Genomic DNA, 17,084 nt, shown 5'->3' with positions numbered 1-17,084 from the left:
GATAGTCTATTCAGAAAAGGGGAAGCTTATGCAGCCAGAGGACAAGCCATCATTTTTTGCGACCAATTACATTCGGTTTTTAGGTGGCAGAAATACGTTATTCACCCTGATATCCTTGTTATTGCTTGGATTGGTGGTATTTATCTTTAAGGAAGTTTCATTTCTCTTTCATCCTGTTAGTGTTTTTATGAAAACAGTGGTTTTACCGATAGTGCTGGCATTGATTTTCTTCTATTTATTGCGGCCGATATTGCGCATGCTGGAGAGTTTCAAAATCCCGCGCATCTGGGGGATTATCATCATCTTCCTCGGTGTGGTAGGGCTGATTACACTGTTGATTGTATTGGTATTCCCATTTTTGCGCTCACAGTTTCAAACACTGATTGAAGAGTTTCCGGAGTATTTCATGCAATTGCTGACGGATGTCGATGCGTTTTTGCGGACATCGTTTATTGGAAACTATTACAGTGAATCCGATTTCACGATTGACACTTTGCTTGCGACCTTGCCCGCCAATATTGCTGATACGCTGCAAAACACTGTAACAAGCGTTATTACAGGTGTTACCGGGTTGATTTCGACGATTACCGGTGTTATTTTATCGGTGGTCATCGTTCCGTTCATCCTGTTTTATCTATTGAAAGACGGCGAGAAATTGCCGGAGTATTTCCTGAAGCTTTTGCCGCCAAGATTCCGCGAAGATACGCGTGAAGTGTTCACTGAAGCGGATCGGCAGTTGGGTGCCTATATACAGGGACAGCTGATTGTGGCATTTTGCATCGGCGTCATGGTCTATATTGGATTCCTGATCATCGGTATGGATTATGCGCTATTGCTGGGGGTTTTAGCGATGGTGACGAGCATTGTTCCTTATATCGGTCCTGCCATCGCCATCACACCAGCAGCGATTATCGCGCTCGTCACTTCTCCATTCATGCTGGTTAAGCTGGCCATTGTCTGGACGGTTGTGCAATTGGTGGAAGGCAACTTGATATCGCCGCAGGTCATGGGAAAAACCTTGTTCATCCACCCGGTGACGATCATTTTCGTACTTTTGACGGCAGGATCATTGTTCGGCATTGTCGGGGTCATTCTGGGTATCCCGATGTATGCATTGCTTCGGGTGTTGATTTCTCATTTTTATAAGCTATTCAAACGACGCTACAACAGACACGAGACCAATTTGGAAAACCAATACGATTACACAGAACTCTAAGATTGTTTTAAAAGAACAAACTTGTGGTATACAAGGACTAACAAAAGTTGGGGGTTTCGAGGTTATGAAGTTCAAGGATTTTTTATCATCAATAGGCATCGGTTCATTGAAAGTGAATACGGTGGTTGAAAGGCCACATCTCGAAGAAGGCGAAACGTTGAACGGTACGATTTACCTAGATGGTGGAGATGGAGAACAAACTATTGATTTCATCGAGTTGAATGTCGTGAGGCTTGTCGAAGATACGCGCGATGACAGCGATTTTGATTTTTATGAAACCGTCATTGCCAAACAATCGATGGAGTTTGCAGGATCCGTCAAATCAAAAGATACGGTCATGCAGCAGTTTGAAATCGTTCCCGACGAGCGTTGGGTACTGGAACATCCGAAAGCCAAATTGATCTTGCGGACGATTGTCCACGTGAAAAATGGGGTCAATGCAAGAGACGAAGATGAAATCACATATGGAACACTGGAGAGCTGAATTTCAGCTCTCTTTTTTTGCATTTTTAGTCCATAGACATTTAGATACAAGGGGCGGTTGGGTTTCGAATAGAGGGAGTAGAAGGGTCGTCTTAATGATATTGATAATCATTATCATTTATGTTAAGCTAATTAAGTACAACAGCTAAGAAATTTAGCGCAAAAAGAAGGACCCCCACAGACCATCGAAATGATGCCGGGTTGCTGGAATAGGAATGACCAACTGTTTCTCTGCAGGAACAGGCCGTGACCCTGTGAATGTGGTTCAGACGAGTTGAGGAATAGTACCAAGTTTGTTGACGTGATCGCTTTCGCTTTTGAGTCGGAATAATTTACAGCAATTCCGTTGGGCCTGAAATCATCAGTTAGCAACTAGTTAAATGAAGGCTCCGGTGCAATCATTGTTCGCAGGTGCTCTGCTCAGCATCTATGGAACAGTAATTGTTGCCAGAAAGCCTTTATTTATTTGTCTCATTTTGCTTTTGGGGAGGCGGCTGGCAAGTTCGCTGCACACCGAATATCCAAATCACCGATAATAGGAGCGGAGGCAGATGAAGAAAACAATACGCTTGCTGTTCTTTTGCCTGCTTCTCTCTAGTGGAATCCAAACTGGCGTGTCCGGTGATTCCCGCGAAAATGGAAATGAGACGGATCGCGTCTTGCCACCGGCTCTCCTATTTGAAGCAGTGCCGGCAACTCAAACCATGAGAATCGAGACAAAGCTCGCTGGAATGTCCTCGGACCAAAGGAAACGCGCAGTGGTGAAAGCGGACATCGACGAAGATGCAGGACAGGTCGATTGGAAAACAGCCATTATTGTACTAGGTGTCGCTTTTCTGGTTTACTGGATCAACAAGAGTAAGCGGCACGATATCGATTAGCCTAGCTACTGATTTCCAGTCTCTGACCGTCTACCTAGAATAAAATACATAAAAAACCATTGTTTAAGCGTGCGCTTAAAAGGCGTGCTTGGGCAATGGTTTTATTGCTGAGGTGAAATAACGGATTTATTTATAGATGGTGTCATAGCGGGATGTCGTATATCATTTTGGCGCCGAGAGCTTTAATTTCGATAGTGGGAGATGCTTTTTTCAGGCTGGCCATTTGTTCGGTCGCTGTTTTTTGGGCATCTTCAAAGTTTTGGTGATTCTCTATTTTTCCGGCAGGTTGAAATTCAAAAGGAGCGGAAGGGGAACTTTTAATAAATAATAGTATTATGTAACCTTCTTGAATAGAAGCGTCCATAAATGAATCCGGTTCAATCAATAATTCATTGTCTGGGAAATAACTGATTTTGTCTTCGCAGAAGATTGCGATTTTCTTCAGAATCCAGCTATTCGACTGAGTAGAGGGGACGACGGATTCGAAATGTTCCAAGACGGTTTCCAGATGTTGTTCAAACAATAGAAACGAATGCGGATGACAAGGTGTGAAAACAAAGTAGATCCGGCTGTCCTGTTCGTCGAGCAACTGAAATCCATTCACAGCAATTCCTCCCCGTTCATATTAAATATGTAACTGCTTTCATTATAATCGATAGCAGCACTGGAAACAAATGGTGTTATCATTTGTACATGTAAAATACTACATAAGGCTAAACGAGAAAATTCAAAACAAGTAATAAGAACTGACGACCGGCTAAATAAAAAAAGAAAGGAACCTTAATAAAGGTTTCTTTCTTCGCAATTGAACATTTGGCCGTTTAGCTCAATCAAGTTTATCCATATGCGGATTCCAGACAATTTCCCATAAATGGCCGTCAGGATCTTGAAAATAGCCAGAATAGCCACCCCAGAATGTATCATGGCCAGAAACTGTGACGACTGCTCCACTGTTATGGGCTAGCTCTAGAACATTGTCAACTTCCTGTTTGCTCCCGACATTGTGTCCAATAGTCATATTGGTGGGGCTTGGAGGAGATAGTTGTAGTTGAGCGTCATGCGCAATATCTTGGCGCTTCCAGATGGCCAGCTGCAATCCCGGTTGCAATTTAAAAAAGGCGACGGCTCCGTGCTCGAATTCAGTGCCAATGATTCCATCAGAAGGAAAACCCAGCCCGTCGCGATAAAATGCCAAGGAAGTTTCCAAGTCCTCGACGCCGAGCGTCAATACCGTAATTCGTGCTTCCACTTCCATCACTCCCAGTAAGATTTTGTGTAGACCATCTTACCATATTTTCAGCTTAACCAGCTGCCGCCAACACAACTGATGAGCAGGATGAGAAAAAACACACCAGACATCAGGAAATCAATGCGGCCGATCCGGACTGGCCGGTAATACGCGCTTCTCGGTTCTCCGGTAAAGCCGCGCGCTTCCATGGCGAATGCCGACCGTTCGGCTTTCCGGACAGCGCCCGCGAGCATGGGGATCAATACGCGGCGCATTTCCAGCAAACGCTGCCAGCTGCGCTTTTTCATTTCTGCACCGCGCAGCCTATGAGCTTGCTGAATCTGTGTGAATTCATCTTTCATGACCGGCAGGAACTGGTAGCCGACCATGATACCATAGGCTAATTTCGGCGACAATTTGAGCTGCTGCATGAGGCTCAAGATGAATTTTACAGGATCGGTGGTGAAGGCGAACAGGAGGGATAGTGTGGAAAATGCCATGACTCGGAAAGCCAGAGACAAGGCGCGTGCCCATTGTTCGTCTGTCACATCGATTCCGGCAAATGACCAGATAACGGTTCCGCCAGTGTCTGCGCCAAAAACGACCGTGGTCCATAAATACCCGAAAGCGCCGATAAAAAAAGGCAGCATGAACAGGAGCCAAAGTTTCCAGTTGATGCGGCTCATCGTGAGTTGCAGCAGGATGATACCTGCCCAGAACAACAAGGGCGTCCATGGATTGAAAAAGAACGCGATGGCCAGCATCGACAGAGTGATCAGGAGGAATTTGACGGACGGATTCATTTCATGCAAAAGATTCCGCAAGGCGGGCCACTCCTTTCGGCGCCAATAAATGATGCGACGCCAGCAGCTCTTCGTCATGCCATACATCTTTTGCGTCGAACTTGCCGGTCATTTGGCCGTCTTTGATGAGCAGTACCGAATCGGCAAGGCTCGCCGCAAACTCCATGTCATGCGTGACAATCAAAAAAGTCGTGCCTTCTTTGGAGCGCTGGTCAATCAAACCGTAAAGTTCGAGCAGCGCGGCGGTATCCTGCCCCGAAGTCGGTTCATCCATCAGCAGTACCGGCCGTTTATCGGCGAGCATGGCGGCTATTGCGACACGCCGTTTTTGGCCGTGGCTGACGGCGAAAGGATGTGCCTCTTTTATTTCGTCCAGCCGCAGATTGACCATCAATTCATGAAGCTGGTCGTGGGTCGAAGCACCAGAATACGCCACTTCCTGGTCGACACGTTGTGTCAGGAACAGGTATTCTGGAGACTGCGGCACGTAGCCTGTTCCGTCGGACTCGATTGTTCCAGTCGTCTTTTTATAGATGCCGCAAAGTAACTTCATGAGAGTCGACTTGCCGCTGCCATTCGGTCCGGCGATGACCACAACTTCGCCTCGGTGGGCGGAAAACGTTGATGGAGAGAGCAGTTGCTTATTCTTGATCGTTACTGAGAGTTCTGCAGCATGTAACGCAGTTTCCGGTTGGACTGCGGGTTGCCGTACAGGAAACAGAACCGACGGCCGTGTTGTGAATTTCTGATCGGCGACGATATTTCCGTCACCGCCCATTTGAATTTCACGTCCGAAAAACGAACCCCAGCTGTCCAGCCGGTGTTCGACTGCAACGATGGTCAAATTGGCTTGTTGCTGCAGCTGTTCGAGCCACTGGACGAATTGTTTGGCGGTATACGGATCTAGGTGAGACAACGGCTCATCAAGCAATAGAACCTCGGGATCCATGATCAGCGCACACGCAGTAGCGACGCGCTGTTTCATCCCTCCGGACAAGGATTGGATAATAGTATGCCGCAGGTGCGTCAATTGGGTCAGCTCCAAAACTGCCTGGATGCGCGGGTCCATTTCATCATATGATGTCTGCAGATTTTCCAGCGTGAATGCAAGCTCTTCTTCCACGGTCGGCATGCAGAACTGTGAATCCGGATCCTGGAAAACAGTTGCCACGCGGTGATTGATTTCCCCGGCGGCATAGTCAGCTGCAGGCTTTCCGAACAATAAAATCTCACCATCGACCAGACCGTCGCAGTTCTCCGGATACAAACGATTCAGCAAATACAACAAGGTACTTTTTCCGCAGCCGCTTGGGCCGGTTAAGACCAGCCGCTCGCCCCGGTGGACCGAAAAGGAAATACCGGTCAAGGTCTTCGCTTCATCTTCCGGAAAGCGGAACGATAGCCCAATTAACGAGAAAATCTCATCAGGCATTCACATCACCTTTTTTCGCACGCGCAATCGCATAGCCGCGCAGGGAACCAGTCGCAAGCAAAGCATCACCGATATACTTGCCGCCGATTCCTGCGATGATGGCGCCGCTGAGGACTCGGATGGTGAACATCAACGCGACAAAAGAAGGATCGAGTGCTGCATAGCCCGAGATGAAATAACTGTAGACGAAGCTGAAGACGGCTGAACCGATGCCGGCAAGCATCAGCACCAGGATGTTGAAATGCTTATAGCCGGTCAATGCGAACGCGGCTTCAGCGCCGAGCCCTTGAATGACGCCGGATAGAATCAGGCGGGGGCCCATGGCATTGCCGATCAATACTTCAATTGCAGCAGCCATCGTTTCGGACATAAAGGCAGCGCCCGGTTTGCGGATGATGTACATGCAGATGATCGATACGATGAACCAGATGCCGAACATCCATTCATAGGCGAGAGGGCCGATGACTGCAGCCCATATGTTGGCTGCATGGACAAACAGCAAGTAGATGATACCGAAAACGACCGCAAACAGGGACATCAACACCACTTCTTTTAATTTCCACGATTTCAGCATCTTACGCACCTCCGTGGGACGGGCTGTTGATGCTCATCGATACCGTCATCACCAAGTGGCGGTGTTCTTCGGAACGCGCATTGGTGAATGCTTCTTCGTAAAAGGCGAAGACGTCATGGATATCGCCATGGATGCCGCTTGCGTAATGCATTGAGTCGTTGAAGACGCCCTGCTTTTTAGCGCGGTCCACTTCCCGGTAGATGACCGCCATGTAATCCGGATTGTTCATCGGGTACAGCGCAAACTGGGAAGAGACGTATTGCTTCGTGTCGTCGGTGTTCAACAGCACATCGTCTTTTTCCAAATAGACGTCCCCGGATGAATCGCCGGGGCAGCCGATCGAGAAGGTGCCGGACAATGCGACGTGCTCTCCGGTTTTTGCAGTATGCAACGCCAGTGCTTTCGCGACGTTGAAGACGTGATTCTGTTTGCCGCGAATGACGGTTGAGACGTCATCGGTGTGCATCCAGACGTTCGACGTGTCCGTTTCGATCAAGGCTCCTTTGATGACTTTGATGAAATCGCCGGTCATCGGATGAAGCGAAAAGCGAAATCCGACAATCGGGCTGGTCCCGCATTGCAATGGTTCCATATCAACATTCCTCCTAAAAATTTGCACAAAAAAGGCCGCATCCGCGAAGATGCAGCCATAATCTACAAATAACCAAAAGGAATTATTTCAGAAATGCGCCGCACTTCCTCACGCAGGTATTATCCTGATCGAGTCTTAAGGGATCGAAGCTTGCGCTTGCATCTCAGCCATAATGGGCACCCCTAGTGCAGTAAACGGTATGCGGTTTTTGTGTTCGGGTTGTTCCCGATGGGTTTAGTGTAGAGGAAGTGGTGGGGGATGTAAAGCAGGAGTTTGGAAAGATGTGAGAAGTGGCAGTATGGCTTAGTGTACTGGAATCGCTTCGAGCGCTTTGGGCATGAACTAGGCGAGCTGTGGATATTCCGCAAACCAGCTCCTGGAAACCCGGTGCTCCTGCATCGCTGCGCTAGCTTCGTCGCAAAGATACGATCCGAATTCCTTTCGGCCGTATCTTTCCTACGGGCTTGCGGGAGTCTCCACTAGTTTGCTCCATATCCTTCAATGGTATATGTATATATGTGCTTCTGCACATCATTAAAAATTATTATTCAAAATGACTCAAAGTGCATTTTTCTCTCACTAAGTCGTGTAAGGCACGAAACAGTTGAGACCCATAAAAATTTCCACCTGGAACAATTTCTTCAGATCTTGGCTTATTAAACTGTGTAGAAGATAATCTCTTAGAAATTGATAATGTTGAGTCGTAATCTAATTTACTTTACTGATTAACATACTGATTAGAAATTAATATTTACATTTAATCATTTCCAATATTTACTTTTTATTTTTAAAATCTTCGATATACTGAAGTCATTATGACTTGAGGAGGCCATTTGATGAGTACGATTTCCCTGAAAAAGAAAACGGCCAGCATCGTGCTGGAGAAAAAGAAGTTAACAGGTGTTGTGGCGAAAGTCGGTATTGTGTTGGATATTACCGGATCGATGCGGAAGCTGTATCGTGACGGTGTCGTGCAGGAAGTTGTCGAGAGGGTACTGGCGGTAGCGAGCCAGTTTGATGATGATGGGGAATTGGATGTCTGGGTGTACGATAACGAATTTTCCCGATTGCCGGCAGCGACGGAAGAGATTTTCATGGGCTATGTGGAGAAAAACATCCTGTCCAATGATGAGGTCCATAAATATGGTCGGAACGACGAACCGAAAGTGATGAAAGACGTCATCGAGAAGTATACGAAAGAAGAGCCGAGCGATGTGCCGGTTTTTCTGGTTTTCATCAATGACGGCGGCTGTAAAGCCGGTATCAAGAAATTCATTGTGGAATCGTCCACTCAGCCGATCTTTTGGCAATTCATCGGCATCGGCGATTCGAACTTCGATGTCTTGAGAAAGTTGGATACGATGGAAGGCCGCTTCGTGGACAACGCGAATTTTTTCCATGTCCTTGATATCGATCAAGTGACGGATGAAGAGCTGTACAATCAAATGCTGAACGAATTTCCCGAGTGGCTGAAAGAAGCGAAAGAAAAAGGCATTTTGCGTAAAAAGAAAAAATCGCCTTTGGATTTTATGTTCCCGAATCGGAAAAAATGATGATGGAAGCATAAAAAAACCCCCGATGAAATCAATTGATTTCATCGGGGATTTTAGCTGGCTGCGTTAATTTTGCTCATAACCGGCATTGAGTTTCCGATTGTCAGCCTTTTGCCCATTGCGGTCAATTGCCGGGCGCGTTAGTGAAAAGACGGCACAGGCAAGAGCAATCAGTACGATGACAGCACCAACCCAAGCGGTGCTTGATACCGAACCGGTTTGGGTCAAGGTGACTCCGCCGATGGCAGAACCTAAGGCGATGCCGATCTGCAGGGCGGAGTTATTGAAGCTTTGCTGAATGTCCGACGTGGCCGGGTCGGTTTCGATCAAATAGCTTTGCTGAGGCGGAGCCAGGCTCCAGCTCAGTGCTGCCCAAATGACCATCACCGGAAGGAATACAATCAGCGAGAACGTTGTCAGCGGAAGCAGGAATAATACAGCTGCAAAAGCTGAAATGACGATGATGATGCTCCTTTTTGAGCCGATTGAATCGGACATGGTGCCGCCGATTGCACCGCCGCTGACTGCCGCAATCCCGAACACCAGGTAACAGACGCTGACCCAGAACGAGCTCAACTGCAGGTTGGTCTCAAGAAATGGCGTGAAGTAGGCGTAAACGGTGTAATGTCCGGCAAGCATGAACATTGTCGCGAGATGGGCGGTACCGATTTTGGCACTCGCCACTGCTTTTAACTGCTGTTTAAGCGGAATAGCCGCACCACCGGGAATTGGCTGGATGTACTTCGCAATAAGAACCATCGAACCGACGGACAATGCCGCGATACCAAGGAAAATCACACGCCATCCGAAGGCATCGGAAACAAGGATGCCGAGCGGAACGCCGAGGACGAGTGACGAACTGATGCCCATGAAAATCAGGCCGATCGCTTTTGCGCGGTAAGGCGGCTCGACGATTTTCGCCGCAATGGTCAACGACAAGACGACAATGAGTGCGGTACTCGCTGCGGTCAATACGCGCGCGATCATCATCCACGTAAAGTCTGGACTGAAAAACGTCAGGATATTGCCGAGGAAAAAGATGAACAAGGAAATCAAATAAACTTTCTTTCGCTCAAATCGGCTGGTCGCCACCAGTAAAACAGGTCCGGCAATAGCGTAGATCAACGCAAATACGGTGATCAACTGTCCGGCTGAACTTAACGAGACGCCGAACTCCTCTGCGATCGTCGGCAAGATGCCTCCTACAATAAGTTCCACGAGTCCGACAGCGACTGTGGCCAGTGCTAAAATATAGACTTTAAAATTCATGTGCTCATACGCTTCCTTTCGAAAATAGAATAAAAAAATGGCTCTAAAGATCCCTGTCAGAAAACACAAAAAAATCCTGATTACAAAAAACGAACGGATCGTTTTCTGTAATCAGGATTTTGCGGTTCCTGGTAGAGACCCTTAAGCCATATTCTTAAGGTTATACAGATGGGGATTGATGGATATTTACTTTAGAAATCTTACTACAGCCAATCCGTTTCTGCAAGTCATCACAAAAAGTACCAATCCCCAGGCAAAGAAACTAACCCATAAGCGGGATCAACCTTGCTGTAAATTTCAACCAGTCTCTGGTCATGGAATGCAAAAGCCTGTATCGTAGATTCAGAAGGATTCATTTCAGCCGGTTAACTGAAAAACAAGATAAATTAGATGATAGGGGAAACCATATGAACATTTTAGTGGTCGAAGACGATCGCACCATCGCATCCGGATTGACGTATTCCCTGCAGCAGGAAGGCTACGGAACCATCCTGTGCCACACAGCGGCAGATGCTGAGAAAGTCATCAGAGAACAGCATAAGGACATTGGTTTGTGTTTGCTCGATCTGTCGTTGCCGGACGGCAGTGGCTATGATTTATGCGCACTGGTGAAAGAACAAGGCGACATACCGGTCATTTTTTTGACGGCGTTCGATGATGAAGTGAATGTCGTGATGGGGTTGGATATGGGAGCGGATGATTACATCACCAAGCCGTTCCGGGTCCGTGAACTTCAGTCACGCATCAATTCGGTGCTGCGCCGCTACAAGCGGGAGAAGCAGCCGAAAACGGCCATCCGAATCGGGGACGTCCAAGTGGACACGGCAAACGGAAAAGTCCATAAAGGATCCGATGAAGTTCTATTGACAGCTTTGGAATACCGGCTGCTGCTGATCTTCGCCAATCATCTTGGCCAGGTTCTTACAAGGGCACAGTTGCTCGACCGGATTTGGGATGTCGGCGGGGATTTCGTCAACGACAATACGTTGACGGTCTATATCAAGCGACTGCGCGAAAAACTAGAAGACGACCCCCAACAGCCAACCCTGATTAAGACCGTGCGGGGCATGGGCTATAAGGCGGGTGACTGAAATGCTGCGCAACCGGGAAATCCAATTATTCCTGATGGTACTCCTTGTCATCAGCGCCTCAGCCGCGATTATAACCGCTGTTTTCATATCTGCTGCGGCAGCTTGGAGCATTGCCATTGTATCTTTTTTATTGATCATGACTGCCGTCGTTTTTACGTGGTGGCGCTACCGGGAAATCGAAAAGCTGTCGGGGTACCTGCAAAAAATCAGCAATGGCGATTTTCAACTGGATGTCCGTGACAACACAGAAGGTGAATTGAGCCTGCTGAAAAGCCAAATTTACAAAGTGACGAATCGGCTTTCCGAACACGGCACGCTTCTCCGTGAAGACAAAGAAAAACTGACGGATGCCATTTCGGATATTTCCCATCAATTGAAAACCCCGCTGACATCCATGATGGTCATGTCGGATTTATTGCGCGACAGCCGGCTTGATGAAGAAAAGCGCGCTGAATTCACCCGCAATCTGCGTGTTCAGCTGGAGCGGATGGATTGGCTCGTGTCGTCGCTGCTCAAGCTTTCGAAAATCGATGCCGGTACCATTGTGTTCAAAAAAGAACAGATAGCCCTGCCGCTTCTCATCGATAAATCGGTTGAACCATTGCTCGTGCCGCTGGATATCAAAGGGTTGCAGGTGGAGATAGAAGGAAACCCCCAAACTGCTTTTTCAGGGGATCTGAACTGGACCGCCGAAGCGCTGATCAATATCTTGAAAAACTGTGTCGAACATACTCCAGCGGGAGGGAAGCTGTCGATCGGTTATAAAGAAAACGCACTTTATACCGAAATTACGATAGCTGACAATGGCTGCGGCATCCTGAAACAGGACTTGCCCCATATTTTCAAACGCTTTTATAAAGGCAAAAATGCAGGAGATGACAGTGTCGGCATCGGACTTGCGATGGCGTACAGCATCATCACCAGCCAACAAGGTGACATCGAAGTGAAAAGTGAGCCGGACATGGGTACCTCATTTCACATTAAATTCTACAAGCAGGTGATTTAGCCCATTGCCTGCTTTTTCTCTTGTTTTCTTAAGTGACTGGATTGTCACTTGCGAGTCACCGGGCAGTCATGTGGCCTATCTATACTAAACTTAGAAATAGAATTTAGGGAGGTTTACCGCATGACAATTGTTGAAGTGAAAAAATTATCAAAAATATACGGTACAGGCGAGACGGCGGTGATGGCACTGGACGACGTATCGTTTACGGTGAACAAAGGCGAATTCGTCTGTATCATCGGCCCGTCCGGTTCCGGCAAATCGACTTTGCTCCATATGCTGGGCGGTGTCGATCGGCCAACAAGCGGAAGCGTATGGATCGACCAAACTGACATTTACAACTTGGATGAAACACAGCTGGCCATTTTCAGGCGCCGGCAAATCGGTTTGATCTACCAATTCTATAATTTGATACCGATTTTAACGGTTGAAGAAAATGTCACCTTGCCTATGCTGTTGGATGAACAACAAGTGGATCCGGCGCATTTTGACAGAATCATTGAAGTGCTGGGGCTGGACAAACGGCTGTCCCATTTGCCGAATCAGCTCTCGGGGGGACAACAACAACGTGTCTCGATTGGGCGTGCACTTATCAGCAACCCAGCGATTATGCTGGCGGACGAGCCGACCGGCAACCTTGACAGTAAAAACAGCGAAGAAATCATGGAATTGCTGAAGCTGTTCAACAAGATGTACAAGCAGACCTTGATTGTCATCACCCACGATGAACGCATCGCGTTGCAAGCTGACCGCATCATATCCATCGTTGATGGGAAAATTGCAAAAGATGAGGTCATCCGGCCATGAACATCATCAATAAAGTAACCATCCGGCATATGCGGCAGAACAAACGCCGCTCACTTGTGACCATCATCGGCGTCATCATTTCCGTTGCGATGATTGCAGCGGTGACCACGCTCGGTGTATCGTTTCTGGATCTTATGGTCCGCCAGGAGATTTCGAAAAACGGAGAATGGCATGTCCAATATGAACATGTGAATAAACAACAAATCCAGGCCATCGAACAGGATGGCGATACCGAAAAGGTAATCCTCTCAAGCGGCGGCTATGCAACCCTGGAAGGTTCAACGAATGCTTACAAGCCCTACTTGTATTTCCAAAACTATGACGAACAGGGCTTGGCACAATTTCCGATGACGGTTTCAGAAGGACGATTGCCGGCTTCTGAAGAGGAAATCGCCATCTCATCAGTGATCCAGGAAAATATTGAAATGCCTGTTCAAATCGGAGACCAACTGACGGTTGAAATAGGCCAACGAATCCACGAGGTCGAAGGGAAAGTGTTGACACAAACCGACTCCCTGCAGATCAGCGATGGCCAGTCCTTCGAAAAACTCGACAACCTGGAAACGAAAACGGTGACGATTACAGGAATACTCGATCGCCCGGAGTGGGAACCGGCTTGGTCGCCCGGCTATACGGTGGTCGGTTTTATAGACAAAAACAAACTAGATGAAAGCGAAACATTCGACGCTTTCGTTGTCGTCTCCAAGCTCAAAACAGAACTGTTTGACCATGCAAAAACTTTCGCAGATGATAACGGCATTGAAAAGGTTGAATTCAATTCGGACCTGCTGCGCTATTATGGCGTGACCGGCAATGATCGTTTGCGGCTTACGCTGTTTTCATTGGCAACAATCATCATGGCGGTTATTCTCATCGGTTCGGTGGCATTGATCTATAATGCTTTCGCCATCAGTGTTTCTGAGCGTGCAAGGCATCTGGGCATGCTGTCGAGCGTCGGAGCAACGAAAAAGCAAAAGCGCAATTCCGTCTTTTTTGAAGGAGCGGTGATTGGGGCGATCAGTATACCCATCGGATTGTTGGCAGGCTTTGGTGGCATTAGCCTGACTTTTGTCTTCATCAATACGTTCATTGAAGACGCACTCAATATCTCTGAAAAGCTCGAGTTGGTCGTCACGCCATCTTCATTGCTGCTCTCTTGTGGCATTTCGATTCTGACCATTTTCATTTCGACTTATCTCCCTGCAAAAAAAGCAGCGAAAATTTCCGCCATCGATGCCATCCGCCAAACAGAAGACATCAAATTGTCCGGGAAAAATCTTAAAACATCCAAGTGGGTGCGGAAAATTTTTGGCCTGGAAGCGGAAATCGGCTTGAAGAATGCCAAGCGCAACCGCAAACGCTACTTGGCCCTTGTGTTTTCACTGGTCATCAGCATCGTCCTATTTTTGTCGGTGACGTATTTTACCGATGGCTTGAAAAAATCCATGGAAATGGTGCGTAGTGATTCCCAATACGACCTGCAGATCAGCGGAAATGGTGTCGGAGAAAGCGACCTGCCTAAATACCGCCAATTGCAGCATGTCACCGAAGCCACAATGATCAAAAGCACATGGGCAGAAGCGCTGATTGAACCAGAACGGCTGCCAGAACGTTTGGCTGCGCAATTGGAAACCGGCGAAGTAGCACTTGAAGATGGAAAGTTCCGATACTATGTCGATATCCACGGCCTGGACGATGCAAGTTTTGAAGCTTATGCGAAAAAGCTCGGGATGAATGCGGAAACTTTCGGCCAGGACAGTCTGAAAGCGATCGTCATTGATCAAGTGTCTTATGAAGATGCCGCGTCCGGCCAATTCGTTCAAACCAAAACCATCCTGAGTGATGTCGGGGATGCAATTGACTTGTATAGCCAACCTTATGACGAGGCAGGCGAGCCAGCTGAAAAAGAACGGTTAAGTACATTTGAAATTGCAGCATTGACCAATGAAGTTCCGATGGGTGTAGAGACGGCGGTTCTAGGAGGATTGAATGTCATCATCCCTGAAAAAGCCTTTGAACAACTGAAGCTCACGGACGATCAATTCATGCATTCGATTTATGCCATGAGCACCGATCCAATCGCGACACAAGAAGCGATTGAAGAACAGAATGACATGACGATCCAAGTCCAAAACGTCTACCGGCAGCGCCAGCAGGAAGAGCAGATGATTTTGCTGATGTCCGTTTTCACATACGGCTTCATCACCTTGATCTCGCTCATTTCCATCGCCAATATCTTTAATACCATCTCCACGAGCATTTCGCTCCGGAAACGGGAGTTTGCGATGTTGAGGTCGGTCGGGATGACGCCGAAAGGCTTTACGAAGATGATCCGCTACGAAAGCCTTTTTTATGGTGTGAAAGCATTGGCGATCGGACTGCCGCTGAGTATTGCCGTCATGTTCGCCATGCACTGGTCACTCGGCTATACATTCCAATACGGCTTCACGCTTCCTTGGATGAGCATCCTCTTTGTGGTCTTGATGATATTCCTGATTGTCGGAGCAGCGATGCTTTATGCAACCGCCAAAATCAAAAACGACACTATTATTGAAAGCTTAAAACAGGAGAATGCATAGCTATTCTGAGCTAAATAAAGAAAAGGTATCAACCACCCCCTTCGCAAGTGAAGGGGGTGGTTGTTTGTTTAACGCCTCCAATTAGAGCGTGACTTAGCCGGGAAAATAAAATTGAGTATTAACGAAAATTCACCATCCATAAATAGGTACCATGTGCTATTATATGTAATATATTCCAAATTGAGAGGAAGTAAGAGATGGATAAAACAGCTATTCAATCACACAGAGAAAACGTATATTTTTTCATTAGTTTATTTTTCAGCATTCTTATCTATGCAGCAGCAGTCGTATCCATCATCGGTATTGCGATCGCCATTACAATTTTCGTCGTTATGCTGTTCGCAAACGCCGTTATGCTCGGTTCGATCCGTGGCAATGGAGTCCGTGTCCACGATCGGCAATTTCCGGATGTCTATGAACGCGTACAGACATTGGCGAAACAAATGGAATTGAAGAAAGTGCCGGATGTTTTTGTCATCCAATCAGAAGGGGCATTGAATGCTTTTGCTACCCGTTTCTTCGGTCGCGATATGGTCGTCTTGTATTCCGAAGTATTTGAACTGGCGCGTGAGCAGGGGCAGGAGGAACTGGACTTTATCATCGCCCACGAACTGGCCCATGTGAAGCGGCGCCACGTTTGGAAAAACCTGTTGATCCTGCCGGCTGGGTTTATTCCATTCCTCAGCCAAGCGTATAGCCGGTCATGTGAATATACATGCGACCGTCATGCTGCTTTCACCATCCAGAACGCGTCAGCGGCGAAGCGGGCATTGACGCTTCTTGGAATCGGCAAGAAGACGTATATGGAAGTGAACGAAGATGCCTATCTTGAACAGATTGCGACGGAATCCAACGCGGTAGTCTGGTTGAGCGAAGTCTTGTCGACGCATCCGCGCCTGCCGAAGCGCGTACAGGCGATTGGGCAATTCGACAACAGTGATATGAAATTCTATGAACCGGACCACGGCAAAATCGTCCTTGGCGCTGCGTTGATGGTGGGTGTGCTGGGGGGAGCTTACTTCCTGACGGTCGCTCTTTTTGCAGGGGGCGCCTTCGCCTTTTCGCAATTCGCGACGGATATAGATGAAAGCTTCTATGAAGAAGATTTTGGCGTAGAAAATGAAACAGCACTCATGACAGCTGCTTCCATCGGGGATATGGCAGGCGTCGAACAAGCCCTCGCAGACGGAGAAGATATCCATGCTACGGATTCCGAAGGATCGGACGCCTTGATGTATGCCATTTATTCTGGAGATCCGGCCATCGTTACAGCTTTGCTGGATGCTGGAGCAGATCCCAACTCGACGGATGACTATTCGACCGTTTTAGGGTCAGCCGTTATGTATGGAGACGATGACATGGCGCTGGTGCTGGTGGAAAACGGAGCCGACCCTGCTTTGCCAGGACCGGATGGTTTAAGTGCCATAGATCATATGGGCGCTGAAAATGAAGAAGAGTTTTTGGAAAGATTGAAATAAGATATTCACATAAGTGTATGCTGAAAAGCGTCGATTTCACCAGAAATCGACGCTTCAGACTGTAGACAAAGCCTGACCAAAATGTATAGCAGTGC

General features: G+C 47.6%; 16 protein-coding genes and 2 riboswitches. Of the genes, 9 read left to right on the top strand and 7 right to left on the bottom strand.

Going from position 1 to position 17,084, the window contains the following annotated elements; all coding sequences use genetic code 11:
• Nucleotides 1-28: 28 nt before the first annotated feature.
• The 3 genes from K8U60_RS00080 (at nucleotide 29) to K8U60_RS00070 (ending at nucleotide 2,580) form a co-directional block, all read left to right on the top strand.
• A complete protein-coding gene (locus K8U60_RS00080) occupies nucleotides 29-1,216 on the top strand; it encodes an AI-2E family transporter (protein WP_223632393.1) in 1,188 nt (395 codons plus the stop codon).
• A gap of 64 nt (nucleotides 1,217-1,280) precedes the next feature.
• Nucleotides 1,281-1,700, top strand: a complete 420-nt coding sequence (locus K8U60_RS00075) for a sporulation protein (RefSeq protein ID WP_223632391.1) — start codon at nucleotides 1,281-1,283, stop codon at nucleotides 1,698-1,700.
• A 550-nt stretch (nucleotides 1,701-2,250) separates the two neighbouring features.
• The gene (locus K8U60_RS00070; protein WP_223632389.1) at nucleotides 2,251-2,580 is read left to right on the top strand and encodes a hypothetical protein; all 330 of its coding nucleotides are present in this window, start codon (nucleotides 2,251-2,253) and stop codon (nucleotides 2,578-2,580) included.
• A gap of 142 nt (nucleotides 2,581-2,722) precedes the next feature.
• On the opposite strand, the gene K8U60_RS00065 is transcribed toward K8U60_RS00070, so the two are convergent.
• From K8U60_RS00065 to K8U60_RS00040, 6 genes are all read right to left on the bottom strand, one after another.
• On the bottom strand, nucleotides 2,723-3,184 hold the full coding sequence (locus tag K8U60_RS00065) for a hypothetical protein (RefSeq protein ID WP_223632374.1): 462 nt from the start codon (nucleotides 3,182-3,184) through the stop codon (nucleotides 2,723-2,725).
• Nucleotides 3,185-3,406: 222 nt separating this feature from the next.
• A complete protein-coding gene (locus K8U60_RS00060; protein WP_223632371.1) occupies nucleotides 3,407-3,829 on the bottom strand; it encodes a VOC family protein in 423 nt (140 codons plus the stop codon).
• A 47-nt stretch (nucleotides 3,830-3,876) separates the two neighbouring features.
• Nucleotides 3,877-4,632, bottom strand: a complete 756-nt coding sequence (locus K8U60_RS00055) for an energy-coupling factor transporter transmembrane component T family protein (RefSeq protein WP_223632360.1) — start codon at nucleotides 4,630-4,632, stop codon at nucleotides 3,877-3,879.
• The gene (locus K8U60_RS00050) at nucleotides 4,613-6,043 is read right to left on the bottom strand and encodes an ABC transporter ATP-binding protein (protein WP_223632358.1); all 1,431 of its coding nucleotides are present in this window, start codon (nucleotides 6,041-6,043) and stop codon (nucleotides 4,613-4,615) included. Before K8U60_RS00050 ends, K8U60_RS00055 begins: the two co-directional genes overlap by 20 nt.
• Nucleotides 6,036-6,617, bottom strand: coding sequence for an ECF transporter S component (locus tag K8U60_RS00045; protein ID WP_223632356.1), 582 nt, complete (start codon nucleotides 6,615-6,617; stop codon nucleotides 6,036-6,038). Before K8U60_RS00045 ends, K8U60_RS00050 begins: the two co-directional genes overlap by 8 nt.
• Before the next feature lies 1 nt (nucleotide 6,618).
• The gene (locus K8U60_RS00040; RefSeq protein WP_223632353.1) at nucleotides 6,619-7,209 is read right to left on the bottom strand and encodes a Ykof family thiamine-binding protein; all 591 of its coding nucleotides are present in this window, start codon (nucleotides 7,207-7,209) and stop codon (nucleotides 6,619-6,621) included.
• Nucleotides 7,210-7,297: 88 nt separating this feature from the next.
• Nucleotides 7,298-7,403, bottom strand: a riboswitch (TPP riboswitch).
• Between the two features lie 642 nt (nucleotides 7,404-8,045).
• Here K8U60_RS00040 and K8U60_RS00035 point away from each other — a divergent pair.
• Nucleotides 8,046-8,762, top strand: coding sequence for a vWA domain-containing protein (locus K8U60_RS00035; protein WP_223632351.1), 717 nt, complete (start codon nucleotides 8,046-8,048; stop codon nucleotides 8,760-8,762).
• Between the two features lie 66 nt (nucleotides 8,763-8,828).
• Here the strand turns inward: K8U60_RS00035 and K8U60_RS00030 are convergent, their stop codons facing one another.
• Complete coding sequence (locus K8U60_RS00030; protein WP_223632349.1) at nucleotides 8,829-10,031, bottom strand: MFS transporter; 1,203 nt, start codon at nucleotides 10,029-10,031, stop codon at nucleotides 8,829-8,831.
• Nucleotides 10,032-10,119: 88 nt separating this feature from the next.
• Nucleotides 10,120-10,219: riboswitch (purine riboswitch) on the bottom strand.
• Nucleotides 10,220-10,438: 219 nt separating this feature from the next.
• Here K8U60_RS00030 and K8U60_RS00025 point away from each other — a divergent pair.
• The 5 genes from K8U60_RS00025 (at nucleotide 10,439) to K8U60_RS00005 (ending at nucleotide 16,989) form a co-directional block, all read left to right on the top strand.
• Entirely contained in the window at nucleotides 10,439-11,122 is a 684-nt protein-coding gene (locus K8U60_RS00025; protein WP_223632346.1) for a response regulator transcription factor, read from the top strand.
• Nucleotide 11,123: 1 nt separating this feature from the next.
• Nucleotides 11,124-12,128 (top strand): sensor histidine kinase, encoded by a 1,005-nt coding sequence (locus tag K8U60_RS00020; protein ID WP_223632343.1) that lies wholly within the window; start codon nucleotides 11,124-11,126, stop codon nucleotides 12,126-12,128.
• A gap of 120 nt (nucleotides 12,129-12,248) precedes the next feature.
• Complete coding sequence (locus K8U60_RS00015; protein WP_223632339.1) at nucleotides 12,249-12,932, top strand: ABC transporter ATP-binding protein; 684 nt, start codon at nucleotides 12,249-12,251, stop codon at nucleotides 12,930-12,932.
• Nucleotides 12,929-15,511 (top strand): ABC transporter permease, encoded by a 2,583-nt coding sequence (locus tag K8U60_RS00010; RefSeq protein ID WP_223632336.1) that lies wholly within the window; start codon nucleotides 12,929-12,931, stop codon nucleotides 15,509-15,511. Before K8U60_RS00015 ends, K8U60_RS00010 begins: the two co-directional genes overlap by 4 nt.
• 197 nt (nucleotides 15,512-15,708) lie before the next feature.
• Nucleotides 15,709-16,989: a M48 family metallopeptidase gene (locus K8U60_RS00005; RefSeq protein ID WP_223632333.1), complete on the top strand. Its 1,281-nt coding sequence runs from the start codon at nucleotides 15,709-15,711 to the stop codon at nucleotides 16,987-16,989.
• Nucleotides 16,990-17,084 lie beyond the last annotated feature (95 nt).

This window comes from Planococcus circulans, from assembly GCF_020023385.1.
Classification (GTDB): domain Bacteria; phylum Bacillota; class Bacilli; order Bacillales_A; family Planococcaceae; genus Planococcus.
This window is presented reverse-complemented; position numbering and strand designations above follow the sequence as displayed.